Below are 21,886 nucleotides of genomic sequence, written 5' to 3'. Positions count from 1 at the left end.
GAACGCCTTTTTTATTTGGATCAGTCTTCGTATTTTAAAGGATCGCCTTCAAAAGATGTGTCTGCAACTTTGATGGAATCTGTTGGACAGCCTTCAAATGCATCTTCCATGTCTTCTTCGAGTTCATCTGGAACTTGTTCTGTTCCCATGTTATTATCTAAAATAACAAAAGCGATTCCTTCGTCATCGTAATCGTAAATATCAGGTGCAGCTGCACCACAAGCACCACAAGCGATGCAAGTATCCTTGTCGACAATGGTATACTTAGCCATAATGTTTTCCTCTCCTTTATCTCCGAACAAGTTCAGTTAGGCTATCGTATTTATTCTAAAGGTGTTTGAGTATTTTTTCAACCCAAAACCGCTAGGGGGCACAAGCTTGTTATTCACCGAACTCATTTTGGCCATTATGAAGGCCGTCAACCGGCAGCGGACTATCTCTTCTCCATATCATTTGATTAAAGGAAAGAAGTCTGGACAAACTATACAGGATATTGGCTATTTCAGCTTGTATCCTTATTTTGGCGTGCTACCGAAATTGGATAAGAAAGCCTATGATCAAGCGGTTCGACACTTATTTTCACAAAGCTATCTAGTGGTCAATGAACAAGTGCTCGAATTGTCCCAAAAAGCGATTGATTTAGACATTGCTGCTTCATCGCTGAATGGCTGGAAATACCGTGGTAACGAAAATCTTTTTTTTAACCGCTTGTCACTAATTGTTCAAACTTTTTCTCATATCAGCCAGCAGGAAAAAATCTTTGATCCCATTGTCGGTAATGAAGAAATACAGAGTTGGGTGAAAAAATATTTAAAGCGGATTGGGTTTCGCGATTTGGCGGTAGCACAAGCCTTTAAAGAAGAGCTTTTAAGTACATTAACCGATACTGAGGTTTCTGAAACCCATAAAATGATCATTATGGAACGTTTAACAGGATCTGGGTTGAGCGGATTAACATGGCAGCAAATTGCAGATTCGAAAAACTTGTCGCTCTTGGATGTTCAATTAATGGTTGTAGAAGCCTTGCACGGCTGGATGGCAATAATAGAACAGTCTAAACCACCGATGCTCTTAGGTCTAATGGAAGGCATCATCCAGGAATCCTCTTTGACAGAAACAGCCCAGCGCACAGAAAAATTATTCGACAAAGGATTTTCACTCGAACAGATTGCTTCGCTTCGCCAACTAAAGACCAGTACCATCGAGGATCATTTTGTGGAACTGGCAATGAACGATCCATATTTCAACTACACGCCTTTTTTAAATTCGGCTCTTTACGAGGCGATTATTGCTGAAAGCCGGCGGAGAGACACAAAAAGACTGCGGGAAATAAAAGAGCAACTGCCGGAAGCCAGTTATTTTCAAATCCGAATGGCTCTGTCGATTAGGGAGGACCAATGATGAATTTAGAAAAATTACTGTATTCTGCCTACGGATTTTCTTCGTTTCGCCCAGGACAGCGGGAAATCATCGAACAGGTATTGGCTGGTGAAGATGTCATTGCGCTGCTGCCGACTGGAATGGGGAAATCAATCTGCTATCAGCTGCCAGCGAAAGTTTTGCCGGATAGTATTTTGATCGTTTCTCCCTTGTTGTCATTGATGCAGGATCAAGTGGCTCAATTAAAAAAAATGGGCGAGAAGTCGGTTGTCGCGATCAACTCATTTCTAAAGCCGGAAGATAAAGAGAAAATTTGGAATACACTCAGTTCTTATAAGTATATTTTTATTTCTCCGGAAATGCTCGTCCAGCCTTTTGTCAAAAAAAAACTGCAACAGATAAAAATATCTTTGCTAGTTGCTGATGAAGCACATTGCATTTCTCAATGGGGATTTGATTTCAGGCCGGATTACCTTCGGATTTCTGAGGTTTTGCCTGTTTTGAACTTCCCTCAGGTGTTGGCATTGACTGCGACTGCAACAGATAAGGTTACTGAAGAAATAAAAAAATACCTTGCGCTGAAGGAGCCTTATGTTTATAGCCATCCTATGGATAGAAAAAATATTGTTTTTGATCTAAAGAAATTTGATGACAGTCGAGATAAAATTGAGTTTATAAAAGGATTTATTCGAAAATTCAGTGGTCCTGGAATTATTTATGCGGGTACAAGAAAAAAGTCCCAGGAACTCTCTATGCTTTTAACGGAGCAAGGAATTTCAGCAGCATTTTATCATGGTGGAATGGAGCACCAGGACCGTGTCTTTGTCCAGCAACAATTTCAGAATGGAGAATTGCAATGGATTTGTTCAACAAATGCCTTTGGTATGGGTGTGCATATTCCGAATATTCGTCACGTCATCCACTTTCAATTGCCGACTTCCATAGAAGGCTATGTCCAAGAAGTAGGCAGAGCAGGACGGGATGGTGAACCGTCTTTGGCTACGCTGTTGTATGCACAAGGCGATGAGGCGCTGCTCGAAAGCTTGGTGATGGATGATTTGCCGACACAACATGAAATAGAGGCAGTATACCGTTACGGCGTTGCTGCAACGCATATCATTGAGCAAGGAATCGTAAGAGAGACGGCGTTTCGAGTAGTTGCTTACTGGATGACACAATTGCCTATGGAAGGCGTCATTAAGCAGATGGAGCTTTTAAGGAATGGTAAAAGACTACAAGTATTAAAAATTCGTGAATTAATTGGACTCGAAGGATGTCTTCGCAGTTATATTATTCAATGCTTTGATCAGCAGCTTGTAGACAAACCTGAAAACTGTTGTGCTAACGATGGGATTGATTATGACGTTTTTGAAGCTTTTATGCACTCAAAAGAAAAGCAGATAACACTTGAGTGGCAAGAGCGTTTGCATGTAATATTACCCATATAACAATCTCATTAACTGTCATTTACAAATGAGCCTTTTTTCGTCATAATAGAGATATTAGTACAGATAGGGGTAGTCATGTATGGGGAATTATAGTTATCATGAGTCGATTGAAAAGAATCGACAGGAAGTATCGGCGGACAAAAATTCGGCGTTGTCCAGAGCAGCTCAGAGACAGGCACAAAAGCCTAAGGCTAAAAAAAGCAAAAGTCTCCTGATGCCTACGTTATTTTTTATTTTCATATTAATACCGGTTTCTTTGCTGATTTATGTAGCTTTCTTATTTGAACCCGACGATTCGTTGACAGCCAAACCCGCAGAAAACGAAGTGAGTTTCGAGATGAATTCCCAGCCATCGAGCACTTCTGTTGCTGTGGCTGACGAAGAAAAAGAACAACAAGAACAAGTCAAAAAAGACAAAGTAGCTGCAGAAGAAGAACAGGCTAAAAAAGACAAAGTTGCTGCAGAAAAAGAAGCAGCTGAACAAGCGGAAGCTGATGCTGTCGCAAAAGCCGAAGCAAAAGCAAAAGTCGATGCCGAAGCTGATGCCGAAGCTGATGCTGCTGCAGCGCAAGCACAGGAAAAAGCTGAAGCAGAAGCCAAAGCAGAAGCCAAAGCAGAAGCTCAGGCAGTGGCGGATGCACAGTCCAAAAAAGAAGCAAAAGCAAAAGCTGAAGCTGAGAAAAAAGAGGAAGCATCGAGCGCCTCTGGTAAAACATATGTCGTACAATCCAGTGAAACGCTCTACCGCATTGCAGTTAATAACTACGGAGCAGCAGGAGCGGCAGCAGCTGTTGAAAAAATCAAACAGGCAAACGGCTTGAGTTCAAATAGCATCAGTCCAGGACAATCCTTGATTTTGCCATAGCCGATTTTGTTGATTAGTGAGTGGAGAGACAGGGAATAACAGTAAGAAATCAGAAAGTGGGGCGAGCAGATGTTTGTTAAAAGTGCGATGGTTAAAAGAGAAAAATGTTTTACAGTTAAAATGGAAGATTCTGTACAAGTTGGTTTTGACTTGCTTGAAAAGCACTCGATTGATGCATTACCGGTGGTTGAAGGAACGGAATACAAAGGGATCTTTACTTGGTACCATGCATACCGAGCATTTTTCTATTCTGGAAAATCGAATGAAGACTTTGTTAATTCGACTAAGATCAGCGACGTGATGGTGAATGAGAAAATTTATTTAAATATTGATGACGTTTATGAAAAAGCATTGGTTGAACTAAATGATTTCCCGATTATTGCAGTTGTTGAAAACCACCAGTTTTTAGGAATTGTAACTCGATTTGATATTGTCAACCAATTGCAGAGTGCTTTTGGAATGAATCAGCCAGGCTACCGTATCACGTTCACATCAGTGGAGTCAGAAGGCCGAATTGGCCGGCTGGGGGAAATTATTGAAAAATACAAGGAATCCGTCATTTCCTTGGTTACTTTTGACGAAACCAATAAAATGGTTCGCCGCATTGTCTTGAAAATTAAAAAGAAGGACAATGTCGATCGTTTTGTGAAAGAGTTAGAAAAATCTGGCTTCCGTGTTTTGGATATCGCGGAAGATAAATAGCAGAACAAGATGAAAAAGCATAAGCCTGGCTTATGTTTTTTTCTTCTTTTGGAAGGAAGCCCTACATGAAACATATAATTCGTTTAGTTATGGCAGCTGCAGTGCTGCTTCTTTTTATGGTACGAAACGCCCATTCAGAAAAACTTGTTCAAAAAACGATTGAACTGCCTGCAGACAAGCCGTTTGAACCATTTAAGCTTCTATTTATAGCCGATGTTCACAGAAGAGTTATTCAAGCCGACTTGATCGATTTTCCTGTTGATATCGTCATAATCGGAGGCGATTTGGTGGAAAAAGGAGTGCCGCTCGAGCGAGTAGCGGAAAACGTCAAAAGATTGATGGCTCATGCACCGGTCTATTTTGTGTGGGGCAATAATGACCGTGAAGTGGATGAGACATCTCTCAGAAAAATTTTCGACCAGTCTGGTGTAATTGTATTGGATGATCAGTCAGTGCCGCTGTTTGGCAATGAACAGCTGAAGCTGGTCGGTCTTGACCATTTTGCTTATAAGCCAGATGGTTTTGGAAATGCTTTTAAAGACGTAAAAGACCATGATACAGTGTTATTTGTCTCCCATACTCCTTTTGATTTTTGGAAAATAAAAGGAGTATTTTCAGCAGATTTGCTGCTTGCTGGACATACACATGGTGGGCAAATTCGAATCGGACCATTTGGATTATTTAAAAAAGGTTCAATGAAAGTGAAAAAGGAACAAATTGAACTGATCAGCAACGGCTTTGGCACTACGACTTTGCATTTACGACTTGGTGCTCAGGCGGAATATCATGTATTGACCATTCGTCCGAAAACCAAAGTGGTCAGATGAAATTTGTCATAACATAGATCCATCCATTATGCTTAGTTGAGGATCAAATACAGGAGATGTTTTGAAATGGAATATGTAGATGCAATAATTATTGGAGGTGGTCCTTGTGGTTTATCGGCTGCCATCGAATTAAAGAAACTCGGCCTCCATCCTTTAGTGATCGAAAAAGGCAATGTCGTCAATGCGATTTTTAATTACCCGACGCATCAAACCTTTTTCAGCACCAGTGAAAAACTGTCGATTGGTGATGTACCATTCATCATAGAAGAGCGCAAGCCAAAGCGCAACCAAGCTCTGGTCTATTACCGCGAAGTTGTCAAACGGAGCGGAATCGAAGTGCGTCCCTTCGAAACAGTGGAGAGAGTAGAAAAGGACGGTCTGTTTACAGTAACTACGTCAAAAGGCCGGTACCAGGCTAAGTATGTAATTGCAGCAACAGGTTATTACGACCAGCCCAACACGCTCGAAGTGGAAGGAGCCAATCTGTCGAAGGTGATGCATTATTTCAAGGAAGGTCATCCTTATTTCGACCAGGATGTATTAGTCATCGGCGGCAAAAATTCTGCTGTTGACGCTGCGCTCGCTTTGCATAAGGCAGGAAGCCGTGTGACGGTGTCCTACCATGGAACAAGCTATTCTAAGAGCATCAAACCATGGATATTGCCGGAATTTGATGGCTTGGTGAGAAAAGGAGAAATCACGATGTTGTTTGATTCGATGGTCGACAAGATTACGGACAGTAGTGTAGAGCTGACAGTCAATGATCAAAAAGAAACGATTCCTAATCAGTTTGTATTTGCGATGATCGGCTATCATCCAGACCATCAGTTTTTACAATCAATGGGCATTTCCATCGATCCGCTTTCTGGACGGCCATTTTTCGAGGAAAAATCGATGGAGACCGAAGTGGATAATCTATATGTTGCGGGAGTTATTGCAGCAGGCAATAATGCCAATGAAATCTTTATTGAAAATGGGCGCTTTCATGGACAGCAAATTGCAGAAGCCATTGCAAAAAAAGAAAGCACATCTTGATTGTGCTCAGACTTTAGACAAAGTCTAACGAAAAAGAATAGCGGTGTATATTTAACCCCAGCCGGTCCGGTCACTTCGCTTTCCATGGGCTCAGGCTTCAGCCTCCTCGCCACCGAGGTTCCTGCGAGGTTACTGATCCCACAGGAGTCTTCGTGGCCCGTCCGGTTGGGCGCATGCGGCTCTAATCAAAGGGAGCAGCATGCTAATCCGTTTCCCAATAAAAAGTACCCCGACAAGCCGGATAATCACGTCAATCAAGGATCCGGAGCGCAGAATCCAGTATAAACACGATAAAATGAGTATTCATTTTTTGAATATCATGAATTTTTGTTGTCTATAAGCTCAGCACATCTTGATTGTGCTTTCTTTTTTTTGTTTTGAAATGAAATGCGGAAAACCCGGAACAGGAAAGGGAGTTTGATTATGAAGAAGAAAGTATCACTGATCACTACAGGCGGAACAATTGCCAGTAGAGAAATTTCTAATGGGTTATTGAAATCGGGCGCTATCTCGGGGAAAGAACTAGCTGAGCTCTGCCAGCTTCCGGAAGAAATTGAAGTGAAAGTAATTGATGTTTTCCAATTGCCAAGCATGCATATCGGCTTCGAACAAATGCTGACGGTTAAAGAAGCGATTCTTCAGGAACTGCAGGACCCGGAAGTCGAGGGCATTGTTGTGACGCACGGCACAGATACTTTAGAAGAAACTGCCTATTTTCTGGACCTAACAATTGACGATGACCGAACAGTGGTCATTACAGGCTCACAACGTTCCCCTGAGGAAGTCGGAACCGATGTCTATTCCAATCTGCGTAATTCGATTTATGTAGCAGTAGATCATAGTTTGAGGGGGATAGGAGCAGTCGTCGTCTTTAACGAAAGAATTTACAGTGCGAAATACGTCAAAAAAGTGCATTCTAGCAATCTGCAAGGCTTCGATTCATTTGGGCATGGCTATCTTGGCATTATTGATAATGACACAGTGCGGGTCTACCAAAAGCCAGTGATGCATGAAGTACACACGGTCAATGGGCCATTGCCACGAGTGGATATTATCAAATGTCATTCGGGACAGGATGGTTATTTGATTGATATGCTGGTTTCCGGCCCTTGCAAAGGGATTGTCCTAGAAGCGGCAGGCAGAGGACAAGTATCTCCTCATATGGTAGAGTCGGTCGATCATGCAATAAGACAAGGAATCCCAGTCGTTTTGACGACTAGTGCTGAAGAAGGCAATACATATCCAGCTTACAGTTACCCAGGCAGCGCGCACGACTTGTTGACTCGCGGTGTCATTCTCGGCAGTGACTATGACAGCAAAAAAGCACGCATTAAACTATCGGTTTTATTATCTGCCAATGAGGCCATACAAGTAGATGCTTTTGACAGGTAAAAAATCGCCTGAGAGGGTTCAGGAAAGCTGAAAATAACGCAGATAAACATGCTACACTAACTGTAATACAAACAAAGGGGTAGGCATATGATCATTCTATTAACTGTAGCAATTGCCCCGAGCTTAGCACTTTTCAGTTACTTGTATTTACGCGACCAATTTGCAGGTGAACCTTCAAGGCTGTTGTTCCAAAGTTTTTTATACGGAGCTGCTCTGACTTTCCCAATTCTTTTTGTCCAATATGTATTCGATGCTGAAGGCGTCTTTAGCAATAACTTTGCACAAAACATACTCTTTTCCAGTGTTGTGGAAGAATTTTTCAAATGGCTGGTGTTGTTGATTGCGGTCTATCGTCATGTCGACTTTGAAGATCCATATGATGGTATCCTTTATGGTGCCAGTGTCTCTTTAGGGTTTGCGACAGTCGAGAATATTTTGTATTTGTTAGAGTTTGGACTGCAGACCGCATTCTTACGTGCCTTCCTGCCAGTATCAAGCCACGCTTTGTTTGGCGTAGTCATGGGCTACTATTTCGGCAAGGCAAAGTTCAGCAACAGCAGTAAGCGCTGGCGTTGGATTGGCTGGGCAATTGCAAGCTCAGTGATTCTTCACTTTGCTTATAACTCAAGTTTATATTTATACGATAATATTATGTATGGAGCCATTCCTTTCATGCTGTTCCTTTGGTGGTTCGGTCTTCGGAAAGTAAAGCAGGCCCATCAACTTTCCCTGACGCATTATCATGATCACAATCCATTAGTGGATTCAAGTGAATGAAATGAATATTTAAAGAAAAAAGTCTTATGCATAAAGACTTTTTTTTGTTTAAAAAAGTATAGCTTTTTGCTTTTCGAACAGTGTCCAGTCTCCAGCGTCCGGTTCCTAGAGTCGTAAGCTACTCTGGCCATGCGACAGAAAAAACGGCTTCACAAGAGCATCTTATGACCGTCGAATCTACAAGGGCACTTGCGCTTTTCTTATGTTAAAATATGATGAATACATATGATGAGGTGACTATTTTGACGAAACCGATACAAATAGCAATCGATGGACCAGCAGCTGCGGGAAAAAGTACGATAGCGAAAATCGTAGCGGAAAAGCTGAGCTACATCTATATCGATACCGGCGCTATGTACCGAGCAATCACATTGAAAGCTTTAACAGAAGGAATCAATATGGCCAGTAATGATGAAGCTGGCCAATTATTATCGAAAACAGAAATTGATTTGCAGCCTTCAGGAGACGGTCAGTTGGTTTTTCTTGATAAAAAAGATGTCACAGAAGCGATTCGTTCGCAGCATGTCACAAAGGCAGTATCAGAGATGGCCGCGCATGAACAAGTGAGACAACGTATGGTCGAGCTGCAACAGCAATTAGCTGATGGGCGCGGAGTAGTCATGGATGGACGGGATATTGGAACCCATGTCCTGCCCGAAGCTGCACTAAAAGTGTTCATGTCAGCATCCGTCGAGGAGCGGGCAAGAAGAAGGTTTGAGGAAAATAAAAAAAGGAATATCTTGACGCCGCTCGAGGAGCTTCAAGCTGAAATCGCGAAACGAGATAAGATGGACAGCGAACGCATAGTCTCCCCGCTACGCCAAGCAGATGACGCAATTTTCATTGATACTACTGATTTAACAATTGCTCAGGCGGCACAAGAAATACTAAAACTTGCTGAAGAAAGGTTGCTGTAAAGTGAATTTATACGCATTTGGCAAAGGACTTGTGAAAACAGTATTAAGCCCTTTATATCGCTTTGAAGTAATCGGAGCTGAAAACTTTCCGAAAGAAGGGGGCATTCTTCTGTGCTCCAACCATATCCATGCACTTGATCCTCCGGTTGTGGGAATGACAGCTCCAAGAACTGTTCATTTTATGGCTAAAGAAGAGCTGTTCAAAGCACCTATTCTTGGGCCATTGTTGCCTAAAGTAAACGCTTTTCCCGTAAAGCGTGGGATGAGCGACCGCGAGGCTTTGCGCACTGCGCTGAAGATTTTAAAAAGCGGAGAAGTTGTAGGGCTGTTTCCTGAAGGAACACGTTCTACAGACGGCGTATTAAAAAAAGGGCTCAGCGGAGCAGGATTCTTTGCATTACGCGGCAATGCAGATGTTATGCCTTGTGCCATTATTGGACCCTATAAGGCGTTTCGGAAAGTAAGGGTAATTTACGGCGAACCGATTCGGATGGAACCGTTCCGCGAACAAAAAGCTTCAGTGGATGAAGTGACTGAAGCTATTATGTTCAGTATTCAGAAAATTCTTGACGACAACAATGGAAATAAGCGATAATTTTTGTTTTTATTAGAGAATTCGAATAAAATAGAAGATGGATAGTTTGTGAAGGAGGGCTACTTATGTCAGAGGAAACGAATATGATGGAAAACCGTGACTTCCAAACAGGAGATCGCGTAAAAGGAAAAGTGGCAAAAATAGAAGAAAAAGCTGTAACTGTAACAATTGAAGGGGCGCCTTTTGATGGCATTATACCCATTAGTGAATTATCGAGCTTGCATATCGAAAAAGCATCAGACTCCGTTGAGGTTGGAGATGAACTGGATTTGATCATCACAAAAGTGGAAGATGAAAATTTTGTTTTATCCAAACGCAAAGTCGATGCCGAACAGGCTTGGGACGAACTAGAGAAAAAATTCGAATCGGGCGAGATCATCGAAGCTGAAGTAAAAGATGTCGTGAAAGGCGGCCTAGTAGTAGATTTGGGCGTGCGCGGATTTGTTCCAGCTTCTTTAGTGGAGGATTATTTTGTTGAGTCGTTCGAAGATTATAAGGGAAAGACATTAACGTTTAAAATTGTCGAAATGGAAAAAGAAAATAATCGTCTGATTCTTTCTCACAGAGCAGTTATTGAGAAAGAAAAAGAGTCGCAGAAAGTTCAAGTTATGGAAAAAATCCATGCCGGGGACGAGTTAAAAGGAAAAGTGCAGCGCATCGCTTCTTTTGGCGCTTTTGTTGATATTGGAGGAGTGGATGGGTTAGTCCATATTTCTCAGTTATCACATGAACATGTGGAAAAGGTTTCTGACGTGGTGACGGAAGGACAGGAAGTCACAGTAAAAGTACTGTCTGTTGACCGTGATTCAGAACGAATTTCATTGTCTATAAAGGATACTCTTCCCGGACCATGGGATTCCATTGATGAAAAGGCGCCTAAAGGTTCTGTGCATACCGGAATGGTCAAGCGACTTGTCAGCTATGGTGCATTCGTGGAAGTTCTGTCTGGCGTTGAAGGCTTGGTCCATATTTCTCAAATTGCACATAAGCATATCGCCACACCGAATGAAGTGTTGACAGAAGGTGAAGAAGTACAGGTCAAAGTGCTTGAAGTTAATAAGACTGACAAGCGTTTGTCTCTCAGCATTAAGGAATTGAAGGAAAAAGAAGGTGACCAGGATTTCTCGAATTACAATATGCCTGAAGAGTCGACTGGATTCTCAATTAGCGATGTGATCGGTGATAAACTAAAAGGGTTTAAATCCGAATAATATGTCGAGAGCCGAACGCAAGATGGATCATATACAATTTGCTTTATCTACAGGACAAAGCAAGAAGAACATGTTTGATGATATTCGGTTTGTCCATCAGGCTTTGCCTGATTCAGCGGTTTCCGATATCAACATAAAACCAAAAACAGGTGATTTGAACTTAAAATCACCTGTTTTTATTAATGCGATGACGGGCGGTGGCGGCAGGGACACTGAACAGTTGAATGGTTTGCTTGCCCGGGTTGCCAAGGAAACAGGGGCAGCCATGGCTGTCGGATCGCAAATGGCTGCGCTCAAAGACCGCAGCGAGCGACAATCCTATGCTATTGTCAGGAAAGAAAATCCAGATGGTATTCTGTTCGCCAATCTTGGCAGCGAAGCAACGATTCATCAGGCACGGGAAGCGGTTGATATGATTGAAGCAAATGCTCTGCAAATCCACCTCAATGTCGTGCAGGAGCTTACCATGCCCGAAGGTGACCGCGATTTTCGCGGAGCACTTGAACGCATACAGGCGATTGCAGAGCAGCTTCACGTTCCTGTAATTATTAAAGAAACTGGCTTTGGCGTGTCGCGTGAAACGGCAGAAAAATTAAAGCATACGGGTATTTCTGCAATTGATGTCAGTGGTTTTGGTGGAACGAATTTTGCACTGATTGAAAATGAGCGCCGCAAAAAAAAGTTGGCCTATTTTGAAGACTGGGGCATTCCAACAGCGGCAGCGATTGTGGAAGTGAAGAGTGTCTTTGGCAAAACGGTGCTCGCTTCAGGCGGCATTCAGGATGCCCAGGACATAATCAAAGCATTTTTTTTGGGAGCTGATTCAGTAGGCCTTGCAGGATCGTTTTTGAAGACAGCGATGCATCAAGGCGAAAAACAATTGATCAGTGATGTGCAGGCGCTTTATGAGGATCTAGCGATGATGATGACAGCTCTTGGTGCTGAAAATCTGGCAGATCTGCAGAAATGTCCGGCAGTTATCACCGGAGAATTGGCGCAATATCTCAGCGCAAGAGGCTACAGCACGGCATCTTATGCAAACCCTGGGAAAAACTGAATATTTCACATTTGAAGGGGATGGACATTTAAGAGATGCCATCGCCTTTTTCGTGTATAATAGGCATATCAGAAGTGGAAGGATGAATGAATTATGTCAAAACCGGTAGTAGCAATAGTTGGCCGGCCGAACGTTGGTAAGTCCACGATATTCAATCGCGTGGTAGGAGAACGAGTTTCCATAGTGGAAGATATTCCAGGAGTAACGCGTGACCGCATTTACAGCTCGGCAGATTGGCTGACACACGAATTTAATATTATAGATACAGGAGGCATCGATCTTCGTGACGAGCCATTCCTTGAACAAATCCGTCAACAGGCAGAAATTGCTATGGACGAAGCAGATGTTATCATCTTTCTAGTCAACGGACGTGATGGTGTCACTGCTCAGGATGAACAAGTAGCACGAATTTTATACCGTGCAAAAAAACCGGTGATTCTGGCCGTCAATAAAATCGATAATCCCGATATGCGCCACATGATTTATGATTTTTATACATTAGGAATGGGTGAGCCATTCCCGCTTTCAGGATCCCACGGTTTGGGATTAGGGGATTTATTGGACGAGGTGGCTAAAAACTTCCCGAAAGACGATGACGAAGAGTATCCGGACAATGTTATAAAATTCTCATTGATCGGCCGTCCAAATGTCGGTAAATCCTCTTTAGTCAACTCTTTCTTGGGTGAGGAACGGGTAATTGTCAGCGAAGTAGCCGGAACCACGCGCGATGCTGTAGATACACAGTATGAATATAACGAACAGCCTTATGTCATAATTGACACGGCTGGAATGCGTAAAAAAGGAAAAGTCTACGAAACGACAGAAAAGTATAGTGTTTTACGTGCCTTACGTGCCATTGAGCGCTCAGACGTTGTTCTAGTAATCCTGAATGCGGAAGAAGGCATTCAGGAACAGGACAAAAAAATCGCCGGCTATGCACATGAAGCTGGAAAAGCAGTCATCATTATCGTCAACAAGTGGGATGCTATTGAAAAAGATGAAAAAACGATGAACGTCATGACGCGCAAAATACGTGAGCATTTCTTGTTTTTAGATTATGCGCCGATCATGTTTGTTTCTGCAATCAGCGGCAAGCGTGTGCATAACATCTTAGAAATTGTCAATAAAGTAAATGACAATCATTCAAGACGTATCCAATCGAGCATCCTTAATGAAGTCATTGAAGATGCTGTTGCTATGAACCCGGCACCATCGGACAAAGGCCGTCGTTTGCGTCTTTACTACGCAACTCAAGTGGCGATTAAGCCGCCGACGTTCGTTGTCTTTGTCAATGAACCGGAACTGATGCACTTCAGCTATGAACGCTTCTTGCAGAACCGGATTCGCGACAGCTTTGATTTTGAAGGAACTCCTCTTCGCTTGATAACAAGAGCGCGTACTTAATGTAAAAGGTGGTTTAAACTTATGGAAAAAGTTTCAGTATTTGGAGCAGGAAGCTGGGGAACTGCGCTGAGCTACGTACTGGCTCAAAATGGTCATGAATTGTTGCTTTGGACACATCGCCAGGAGCAGGCTAACGAAATCAACCAGCATACAAATAAACGCTATTTAAAAGAGGTACAGCTGCCGGAAAGTCTGAAAGCGACAAGCGATTTGGCTCAAGCTGTTGACCACGGGGATATTTTCGTGCTGGCTGTTCCGACAAAAGCGATTCGAGAAGTGTGCCGGGACATAAAAGAAGCCCTGGATCGAAAAATTCTGTTTGTTCATGTTTCCAAAGGTATTGAACCGGATTCTTTGAAACGAATCAGTGAAATGATTCGAGAAGAAATTCCGGAGCAGTGGATTGAAGAAGTAGTTGTACTGTCAGGTCCTAGCCACGCAGAAGAAGTAGTTCAAGAGCACCCAACCACTGTTACAGCGGCATGCGAGGATACCGCAGCTGCTATTCGAATCCAAGATTTATTTATGAACCATTATTTCCGGGTGTATACGAATACCGATGTAATCGGTGTTGAAATCGGTGGTGCTTTAAAAAACATCATCGCCTTGGCCGTTGGAATCACTGATGGATTAGGTTTTGGAGATAATGCAAAGGCTGCCATTATGACACGTGGGCTTGCAGAGATTGCAAGACTGGGCGTGAAGATGGGGGCAACTCCTTTAACTTTCTCCGGACTAACCGGAGTAGGTGATTTAATTGTGACTTGTACAAGTGTGCACTCACGTAATTGGCGGGCAGGAAATATGCTAGGTAAAGGAAAATCTTTGGACGAAGTGCTGGAAGAAATGGGTATGGTCGTCGAAGGAATTCGGACCACTAAAGCCGCTTATCAGTTGTCGAAAGCGTATGATGTGCCAATGCCGATTACGGCTGCACTGTATGCAGTTCTTTTTGACAATGTGTCAACAGATGATGCGGTTGGAAAGCTGATGGGACGCATGAAGAAGAACGAAATGGAAGATTTGATTAACTTGCTTTAATTGTCACAAAAGAAGAGGATGCTACAAGCTACCTCTTCTTTTTTTATGCTATACTATTGACTGAAACACTACGAAAGGCGGGCAATTATGAGTGCTTTAGATAAAATGTGGGTATCATTTGCTGGGATTGCTTTTTTAATGATTTCAATGGGCTTAATCTATTTGAGCAGATACAAACTGAAGAACGGCATCCTTAAATTTAGTTTCGCGCTAGTTGCATATATCTTGCTGATTCTTGGATTTTTTATCATGATATTCACAGTATTCAGCGGCCCTACCGGCGGCGCTTGAGGTGAGAAAAATGAAAAAAACAGTATTGCTTATGTTGCTCTTGTTGATTGTCGGATTTCTGGCTGCATGCGGATATCCGCAAAGTGAAAGAGCAGAAAATCAGGTTCCATATGAAGACCAATTGATTATTGTGCAAAATGCAGTTAATCAGTATAGGGGTGCTTCTGGCGGGCTCCTGCCGATCAAAACCCGGGATATAGATATGGACCAATACATCAAATACCCAATCGATTTCTCAAAGATTGTTCCTGATTACACGGCAGAAGTTCCCACGAACGCATTTGAAACCGGCGGTATTTTTCAGTACGTCCTCATGGATGTTGAAGAAAATCCGACGGTGAAACTAGTTGATCTGCAGGCGGCAGAAGCGATCAGATCCGTTAACGTGCGAAAAAGTGCCAATGGAGGGCGAGCACCAATTTCCGAGATTCTTGCGGATAATGTCTATAAGTTCAACTATGAAGCAATGGGTTTTTCTGAAGAACCGACAGTGGTGAGCCCTTATAGCGGCCGTAATCTGCCAATGGTGATTACAGGCAGTGGAGATGTTTATATCGATTACTCGATGGATCTTTATTCTGCACTTCAGGAATACAAAGGAGAGCTGGAATCTGGTCAGGATATCCGCTTTATTCTTTATGAAGACCATCCCGTGGTTCCTGCTTATTCATTGCCATATACAATTAATGAAGAAAATGAACCAATATTTTTAACTGAGTAAAAACATTGATTTAGCGCGTTTTTGATGGAAATAACGTCTTTCTAGAAAATTTTGTTAGTATTTGGTGATTTTATTGAAAAAGAGGGCTGTTTGTTGTTGCTATGCGATTTTCGATGTGATACTCTTTTTACAGGATTGATGGTTGCATCCCCTTTGAGAGGAGGTGAATAGCATGAACAAAACAGAATTAGTGAACTCTGTTGCTGAAGCAGCTGAACTTTCTCGTAAAGACGCTGCCAAAGCAGTTGACGCTGCATTTGAGACAATTCAAGACGCTTTAACTAAAGGTGAAAAAGTACAGTTAATCGGTTTCGGTAACTTTGAAGTACGCGAACGCGCGGCCCGCAAAGGACGTAACCCACAAACTGGTGCTGAAATTGAGATCGCTGCAAGCAAAGTTCCTGCATTTAAGCCAGGTAAAGCGCTTAAAGACGCAGTGAAGTAAGCTTTAGCCTCTGTACATAGGATGACTTTTGCGAGACACAATCTTGCAAAAGTCATCCTTTTTTTGAGCCAACAATTTTGCGAAACACCTGTGCGTATGCTACGATTCATGTGAGAAAAGCGCAGGAAGCCGTCAAGACCCGACAGGCATAAGGCGCCTTGACGAAGCGGCGTTCTTCAGCCGTACAGTCAAGGTGACTTATGACCCCGAGGGGCTGGCTTTCAGAGCTAGACAATGAGAAAAGCGTAGGCGATCGAGCAAAATCCGACGGGCATAAGACAGACCGCCGAAGTGGCGTCTTTTGCCACACGGGTGGAATGGCTTATGCCCCCGAAGATTTGATCGCCGGAGCTACAAATGAAAAAGTATATGCATTACATAAAATTTCGATTCACTCAAACTATCCACCGGTGGCCATTCTGCTGCCAAACAAATAATCGATTCATCTTCAACAGGGGGAAACAGAATGATAGATGTGAAAGCGCAAAAAGTAGACCTTGATAAAATAGAACAAGCTGTCTTGATGATTTTAGAGGCGGTTGGGGAAGACGTAAACCGAGAAGGATTAAAGGATACGCCTAAAAGGGTAGCTAAGATGTATGCAGAAGTATTTGCTGGATTGAAGGAAGATCCAAGAGAATACTTCAAAACAATTTTTCATGAAGGCCATGAAGAATTAGTACTCGTCAAAGATATTCCCTTCTACTCGATGTGCGAACATCATCTCGTTCCGTTTTTCGGTAAAGCTCATATTGCCTATATTCCTCGCGACGGAATTGTGACCGGATTAAGCAAATTAGCGCGAGCTGTGGAAACGGTCGCAAAACGACCACAACTTCAGGAGCGCATTACTTCGACGATTGCAGATTCTTTGATGGAAACGTTAAATCCGCATGGCGTATACGTCATGATTGAAGCGGAGCATATGTGTATGACCATGAGGGGCATCAAAAAGCCCGGGTCTAAAACGGTGACGGCTGTGTCACGAGGGGTTTTCGAAACAGACGATGTCAAGCGTTCGGAAGTAATCACTTATATCAATATGAACTAATAATGAAAAGCAGGTGTAAAAATGGCTCAGACAGAATATATTATCATTCGCGCACAGGAAGACGGCGTGAACGTAATAGGTTTAACTCGTGGCAACGACACAAAATTTCACCATACTGAAAAATTGGATAAAGGCGAAGTGATGATAGCCCAATTTACCGAGCACACTTCGGCCATGAAAATCCGCGGGAAAGCGGAAATTCATTCTGCCCACGGTATCGTTGAAAGCGAAGCTAAAAAATAAACGATATTGGATGAAGGCAAGGCTTTGCCTGTGATATACTATTGTAGTATGGCTAAATCATGAATGGAGCAAGCAGTATGAAGGGACATCAAATACAATCGAAAATTATTTCTATGGAAGTCGAAGTCTTGAATGCTGTGCAACAGCGGACTCTCGATCAATTTACAGAAGGCCCGTCCATAAAAGAGTCGCGTTTGTTCTTTTTGCTATTACCTTTTTTCGACGGTAAAAACTGGTCGGCTGAAATAGAGTCTTCTGCTAAAACGGTTTCCATTGTTTATGCTGCTTTGCATGCCCATGATAAAATAAAAGAAGATGTTCCCATCATCAAAGAGCAGCAGTTGACCGTGTTGGCTGGCGATCTATACAGCGGAATCTATTATCAGATGTTGGTCAATTCCAAAAATATAGCGATGGTCCAGCAATTGGCATCAGCAATTATTCAAGTGAGTGAAAAGAAAACTTCTTTTTTTGAAGAAGCAATCCGACCATTGGACGAAATAGAAGAAGCCATTATCATTATCGAAACTGAACTTTTACTATCATATTATAGATTTTATGGTTTTTCCGAATATACTTTACTTGCAGAACAGACGCTTCTTTATTTACGCTATGCCGAAGAGTTGGAGTATTTGCAATCTAAACATTATACGAACTTCCTGCGTGAACTTAATTCAAACCTGGCACATGAAATCTATACAGAACACTGGTTACTAGAAAAACTGGATAGCCTGCATGGACAGATATTGGTGTCCATAGCGGATTGTTCGCTGGATTATGAACTGGCACAATTTTTGCTCCATCAAATAACCCCGCACCAGCATAGAGCTGAGCAGCTGACCCGAGAAGGATGACTGATATGCCTAAAACAAAAGAACAAAAAGTCCACGAAGTATTTGAAAAAATATCAGAAAACTATGATCAGATGAATTCGGTCATTAGTTTCCAGCAGCATAACAAGTGGCGCGAAGATACGATGTACAAGATGCAGGTGCCAAAAGGGGCTGCTGCTATCGACGTATGCTGTGGTACTGCTGATTGGACCATTGCAATCGGAAAAGAAGTCGGCGAAACCGGACAGGTTGTCGGACTCGACTTTAGCCAGAACATGTTGAATGTTGGACACGAAAAAACTAAGGATATGCCTCAGATCAAGTTGATCCAGGGAAATGCAATGTTGTTGCCGTATCCAGATAATTCTTTTGATTTTGCGACAATCGGCTTTGGTTTGCGCAATGTACCAAATTATCGACAAGTCCTTTCTGAAATGCACCGTGTATTGAAGCCAGGTGGAATGATCGCCTGTCTGGAGACGTCACAACCTGAAAACATTGTTTTCAAACCGTTTTTTAGAATGTATTTCCGTTTCATCATGCCGGTATTCGGCAAATTATTCGCTAAAAGCTACAAAGAGTATTCGTGGCTTCAGGAATCGGCAAAATCATTCCCAGGTATGAAGCAATTGGCGAAGCTGTTCACGGAAGTTGGATTTGAGAAAGTAAAATATAAGCCATACACAGGAGGCGCCGCCGCCCTCCATATGGGAATAAAAAAGTAAATTAGCGAGAGAAGGATTTTAAGTGGAAAAGATGAAGTTGAAATTGCTCTATTCCGACCTTAAACCGGAATTGGAAATGATCGAGAAGGAATTGGAACAGGCAGTGGATTCCAAATCTCTCCTTTTGAATGATGCGTCTCTTCATTTATTGCAGGCCGGAGGGAAAAGAATCCGACCTGTTTTTGTTTTGCTTGCTGGAAAGTTTGGTGATTACAATATCGATGTTATGAAACGTGTGGCCGTGCCGCTTGAACTGATTCATATGGCTTCATTAGTTCACGACGATGTCATCGACGATTCGGAAATCCGAAGAGGCCGACCGACTGTCAAAGCACAGTGGAACAACAGTGTAGCAATGTACACTGGTGATTTTATTTTGGCTCGAGCTCTGGAACGAATTACTGAAATTGAGTCACCGCGTATTCACGAAATCTTGTCGAAAACGTTGATTGAAGTTTGTCGTGGTGAAATTATTCAAATCCAAGACAAATACAAGCTGGACCAGAATTTACGGGATTATTTCCGGCGTATTAAACGAAAGACAGCCTTGCTGATTTCCTCCAGTTGTGAATTGGGTGCGCTTGTCTCAGGTACTGATGAGAAGACGGCAGCGCATTTACGCCGTTTTGGCTATTTTATCGGCATGTCATTTCAGATTATTGACGATATCCTTGATTTTACGTCAACGGACGAAGAATTAGGGAAACCGGCTGGCAGCGATTTTATCCAAGGGAATATTACCTTGCCCATTTTATGCGCACGCAAAGATCCTGAAATTTATGCCACGCTGAAAGCTAATTTAAATAAAGACTTGTCTAATGAAGAACGGCTAATGATTGTTCGTACAATCCGCAATAGTTCCGCTATCGATGAAGCGAAAGCAATGAGCGAGCGCTACCTAGAAAAGGCATTGCGGGAACTTTCCTTTTTGCCAAAGGGGCAAGCAGTAAAAACGATGCGCAAAATTGCATTTTTTATTGGTAAGCGCAATTTTTAAGTTGTCTGTTGACAAATGACTCGACAATGATAGTATTTTTTAAGGTGGGCAAAAAGCCCGAGCTTTTAATAGAGGAGTGTTTACATTGGAAAAAACATTTTTAATGGTTAAACCAGATGGCGTTCAACGCAACGTAATCGGAGAAATCGTCGCACGTTTTGAGAAAAAAGGATATCATTTAGCAGGTGCTAAATTGATGCAGATCCCTACTGAACTGGCTGAAGAGCATTACGGCGAACACAAAGAACGTCCATTCTTCGGTGAATTGGTAGAATTCATCACATCAGGTCCTGTATTTGCAATGGTTTGGGAAGGTGAAAACGTTATTTTGACTGCACGTCAAATGATGGGCGCTACTAACCCTAAAGATGCAGCTTCAGGAACAATCCGTGGAGACTTCGCAGTTACTGTTGGCAAAAACATGATTCACGGATCGGATTCTGCTGAAAGTGCAGAACGCGAAATCGGCTTGTTTTTCAAAGAAGAAGAATTGGTATCATACGAAAAAACAATGAATAGCTGGGTTAACTAATCTATCCTTTTAAAAAGTGGCATCGCCGCTTTTTCTATAATTGCTGAAAGAGCCGTCCCGTTTTGGGGCGGCTCTTTTTTTCGTTGGAAATGAATAAATAATGAAGAGAGTTATTCTCAATTGATTGAAGTTTCACTTTATCTTGCTTTCATATAGAATTGAAGAAATGTCTTATGGTATAGTGGTACATAAATACTTTAGCACGTTGAAGGGAGAAAGTGTAAATGCGTTATTTAACAGCAGGAGAATCACACGGTCCACAATTGACTGCCATCATAGAGGGGTTGCCGGCGCAATTGCCTTTGACGGCAGAACTGGTCAATAAAGAGTTGAAAAGGCGCCAAGGCGGACACGGCCGCGGAAGACGAATGCAGATCGAGAAAGATCTGGTTGAAATCGTCTCTGGCGTTCGGCATGGCAAGACGCTAGGCTCTCCTGTTGCTTTAGTCGTCACCAATGACGATTGGAAGCATTGGACTTCCATTATGGGAATCGAACCAATTGAAGATACAGAAGAGGTAAAGCGGCAAATTTCGCGTCCTCGTCCAGGACATGCAGATTTGAACGGCGGCATCAAGTATGGCCACAGGGATCTCAGAAACGTTCTAGAGCGGTCTTCAGCGCGCGAAACGACGGTGCGTGTAGCAGTTGGGGCAGTGGCAAAGCAATTGCTTGCTGAACTGGGCATTAAAATCGTCTCCCACGTGACTGAAATCGGCGGCATTAAAGTAAACCCTGAAAGCTATCTTGGAAAATCTGTTGATGAGATCCGAGAAATCGTTGAAAACGATGCGGTTTATTGTGCAGATCCAACGGTAACAAAGAAAATGACGGATTTGATTGATCAAACGAAGAAAAACGGGGATTCCATCGGCGGTACAGTGGAAGTGATTGTGGAAGGCATGCCTGCTGGAATTGGCAGTTATGTCCATTACGACCGAAAGCTAGATGCCAAATTGGCTGCGGCAATCATGAGCATCAATGCCTTCAAAGGTGTGGAATTTGGCCTAGGCTTTGAAATGGCCAGAAAACCTGGCAGTGAAGTCCATGATGAAATTTTATGGGATGAAGAAAATGGTTATACGCGCAAAACCAACAATTTAGGTGGGTTTGAAGGTGGCATGACAACAGGGATGCCAATTATTGTAAGAGGAGTCATGAAGCCAATTCCGACTTTGTACAAGCCGCTCAAAAGTGTAGATATCGAAACGAAAGAACCATTTCAGGCAAGCATTGAACGCTCAGACAGCTGTGCGGTCCCGGCCGCTTCAATTGTTGCTGAGCATGTAGTGGCGTGGGAAGTGGCAAATGCTTTGTTGGATCAATTCGATGCAGATCAGATGCCACGCTTGTCGGATAACCTGAAAAATTACATGCGGTATATGAAGGAGTTTTGA

General features: G+C 42.7%; 25 protein-coding genes. 24 read left to right on the top strand and 1 reads right to left on the bottom strand.

Annotated features, from left to right (window positions below):
- Positions 1–20: 20 nt before the first annotated feature.
- Positions 21–272 (bottom strand): ferredoxin, encoded by a 252-nt coding sequence (locus BBH88_RS11345; RefSeq protein WP_006829841.1) that lies wholly within the window; start codon positions 270–272, stop codon positions 21–23.
- A gap of 106 nt (positions 273–378) precedes the next feature.
- Here BBH88_RS11345 and BBH88_RS11340 point away from each other — a divergent pair, with 106 nt between their 5' ends.
- The 24 genes from BBH88_RS11340 (at position 379) to aroC (ending at position 21,886) form a co-directional block, all read left to right on the top strand.
- On the top strand, positions 379–1,401 hold the full coding sequence (locus BBH88_RS11340; protein ID WP_006829842.1) for a YpbB family protein: 1,023 nt from the start codon (positions 379–381) through the stop codon (positions 1,399–1,401).
- Positions 1,398–2,828, top strand: coding sequence for a RecQ family ATP-dependent DNA helicase (locus BBH88_RS11335; protein WP_238323306.1), 1,431 nt, complete (start codon positions 1,398–1,400; stop codon positions 2,826–2,828). The genes BBH88_RS11340 and BBH88_RS11335 overlap by 4 nt, the downstream gene beginning before the upstream one ends.
- A 79-nt stretch (positions 2,829–2,907) precedes the next feature.
- Entirely contained in the window at positions 2,908–3,693 is a 786-nt protein-coding gene (locus tag BBH88_RS11330) for a LysM peptidoglycan-binding domain-containing protein (RefSeq protein WP_006829844.1), read from the top strand.
- A 69-nt stretch (positions 3,694–3,762) separates the two neighbouring features.
- Entirely contained in the window at positions 3,763–4,395 is a 633-nt protein-coding gene (locus tag BBH88_RS11325) for a CBS domain-containing protein (protein WP_065536783.1), read from the top strand.
- A 65-nt stretch (positions 4,396–4,460) separates the two neighbouring features.
- Complete coding sequence (locus tag BBH88_RS11320) at positions 4,461–5,222, top strand: metallophosphoesterase (RefSeq protein ID WP_065536784.1); 762 nt, start codon at positions 4,461–4,463, stop codon at positions 5,220–5,222.
- Positions 5,223–5,288: 66 nt separating this feature from the next.
- Positions 5,289–6,257, top strand: coding sequence for a YpdA family putative bacillithiol disulfide reductase (locus BBH88_RS11315; protein WP_006829847.1), 969 nt, complete (start codon positions 5,289–5,291; stop codon positions 6,255–6,257).
- Between the two features lie 423 nt (positions 6,258–6,680).
- The gene (locus BBH88_RS11310) at positions 6,681–7,649 is read left to right on the top strand and encodes an asparaginase (protein ID WP_006829848.1); all 969 of its coding nucleotides are present in this window, start codon (positions 6,681–6,683) and stop codon (positions 7,647–7,649) included.
- Between the two features lie 87 nt (positions 7,650–7,736).
- Positions 7,737–8,426 (top strand): glutamic-type intramembrane protease PrsW, encoded by a 690-nt coding sequence (prsW, locus tag BBH88_RS11305; protein WP_006829849.1) that lies wholly within the window; start codon positions 7,737–7,739, stop codon positions 8,424–8,426.
- Positions 8,427–8,668: 242 nt separating this feature from the next.
- A complete protein-coding gene (gene cmk, locus BBH88_RS11300; RefSeq protein WP_006829850.1) occupies positions 8,669–9,343 on the top strand; it encodes a (d)CMP kinase in 675 nt (224 codons plus the stop codon).
- A gap of 1 nt (position 9,344) precedes the next feature.
- On the top strand, positions 9,345–9,938 hold the full coding sequence (locus BBH88_RS11295; RefSeq protein ID WP_006829851.1) for a lysophospholipid acyltransferase family protein: 594 nt from the start codon (positions 9,345–9,347) through the stop codon (positions 9,936–9,938).
- Between the two features lie 65 nt (positions 9,939–10,003).
- Positions 10,004–11,149 (top strand): 30S ribosomal protein S1, encoded by a 1,146-nt coding sequence (gene rpsA, locus BBH88_RS11290; protein ID WP_006829852.1) that lies wholly within the window; start codon positions 10,004–10,006, stop codon positions 11,147–11,149.
- 22 nt (positions 11,150–11,171) lie between these two features.
- Positions 11,172–12,206 (top strand): type 2 isopentenyl-diphosphate Delta-isomerase, encoded by a 1,035-nt coding sequence (fni, locus tag BBH88_RS11285; RefSeq protein WP_006829853.1) that lies wholly within the window; start codon positions 11,172–11,174, stop codon positions 12,204–12,206.
- Between the two features lie 93 nt (positions 12,207–12,299).
- On the top strand, positions 12,300–13,610 hold the full coding sequence (der, locus tag BBH88_RS11280) for a ribosome biogenesis GTPase Der (protein ID WP_065536785.1): 1,311 nt from the start codon (positions 12,300–12,302) through the stop codon (positions 13,608–13,610).
- Positions 13,611–13,631: 21 nt separating this feature from the next.
- Positions 13,632–14,651: an NAD(P)H-dependent glycerol-3-phosphate dehydrogenase gene (locus tag BBH88_RS11275; protein WP_065536786.1), complete on the top strand. Its 1,020-nt coding sequence runs from the start codon at positions 13,632–13,634 to the stop codon at positions 14,649–14,651.
- 87 nt (positions 14,652–14,738) lie between these two features.
- Positions 14,739–14,942: a DUF2768 domain-containing protein gene (locus tag BBH88_RS11270; RefSeq protein WP_006829856.1), complete on the top strand. Its 204-nt coding sequence runs from the start codon at positions 14,739–14,741 to the stop codon at positions 14,940–14,942.
- A gap of 10 nt (positions 14,943–14,952) precedes the next feature.
- Positions 14,953–15,663, top strand: coding sequence for a hypothetical protein (locus BBH88_RS11265; RefSeq protein WP_006829857.1), 711 nt, complete (start codon positions 14,953–14,955; stop codon positions 15,661–15,663).
- Between the two features lie 172 nt (positions 15,664–15,835).
- A complete protein-coding gene (locus tag BBH88_RS11260) occupies positions 15,836–16,108 on the top strand; it encodes an HU family DNA-binding protein (RefSeq protein WP_006829858.1) in 273 nt (90 codons plus the stop codon).
- A gap of 466 nt (positions 16,109–16,574) precedes the next feature.
- Entirely contained in the window at positions 16,575–17,159 is a 585-nt protein-coding gene (gene folE, locus BBH88_RS11250; RefSeq protein ID WP_006829860.1) for a GTP cyclohydrolase I FolE, read from the top strand.
- Positions 17,160–17,180: 21 nt separating this feature from the next.
- Complete coding sequence (gene mtrB / locus BBH88_RS11245) at positions 17,181–17,402, top strand: trp RNA-binding attenuation protein MtrB (protein WP_006829861.1); 222 nt, start codon at positions 17,181–17,183, stop codon at positions 17,400–17,402.
- 77 nt (positions 17,403–17,479) lie between these two features.
- Positions 17,480–18,256, top strand: a complete 777-nt coding sequence (locus BBH88_RS11240; protein WP_006829862.1) for a heptaprenyl diphosphate synthase component 1 — start codon at positions 17,480–17,482, stop codon at positions 18,254–18,256.
- 5 nt (positions 18,257–18,261) lie between these two features.
- Positions 18,262–18,960, top strand: coding sequence for a demethylmenaquinone methyltransferase (locus tag BBH88_RS11235; RefSeq protein ID WP_006829863.1), 699 nt, complete (start codon positions 18,262–18,264; stop codon positions 18,958–18,960).
- Positions 18,961–18,982: 22 nt separating this feature from the next.
- Positions 18,983–19,957: a heptaprenyl diphosphate synthase component II gene (hepT, locus tag BBH88_RS11230; protein ID WP_040852321.1), complete on the top strand. Its 975-nt coding sequence runs from the start codon at positions 18,983–18,985 to the stop codon at positions 19,955–19,957.
- Between the two features lie 85 nt (positions 19,958–20,042).
- Positions 20,043–20,489, top strand: a complete 447-nt coding sequence (gene ndk, locus BBH88_RS11225) for a nucleoside-diphosphate kinase (protein WP_006829865.1) — start codon at positions 20,043–20,045, stop codon at positions 20,487–20,489.
- 224 nt (positions 20,490–20,713) lie between these two features.
- Positions 20,714–21,886, top strand: a complete 1,173-nt coding sequence (gene aroC / locus BBH88_RS11220) for a chorismate synthase (protein ID WP_006829866.1) — start codon at positions 20,714–20,716, stop codon at positions 21,884–21,886.

The organism is Planococcus antarcticus DSM 14505 (genome assembly GCF_001687565.2).
In the GTDB taxonomy this organism is placed as follows: Bacteria; Bacillota; Bacilli; order Bacillales_A; family Planococcaceae; genus Planococcus; species Planococcus antarcticus.
The sequence above is the reverse complement of the archived record's forward strand: the minus strand, read 5'-3'. Positions and strand labels throughout refer to the sequence as shown.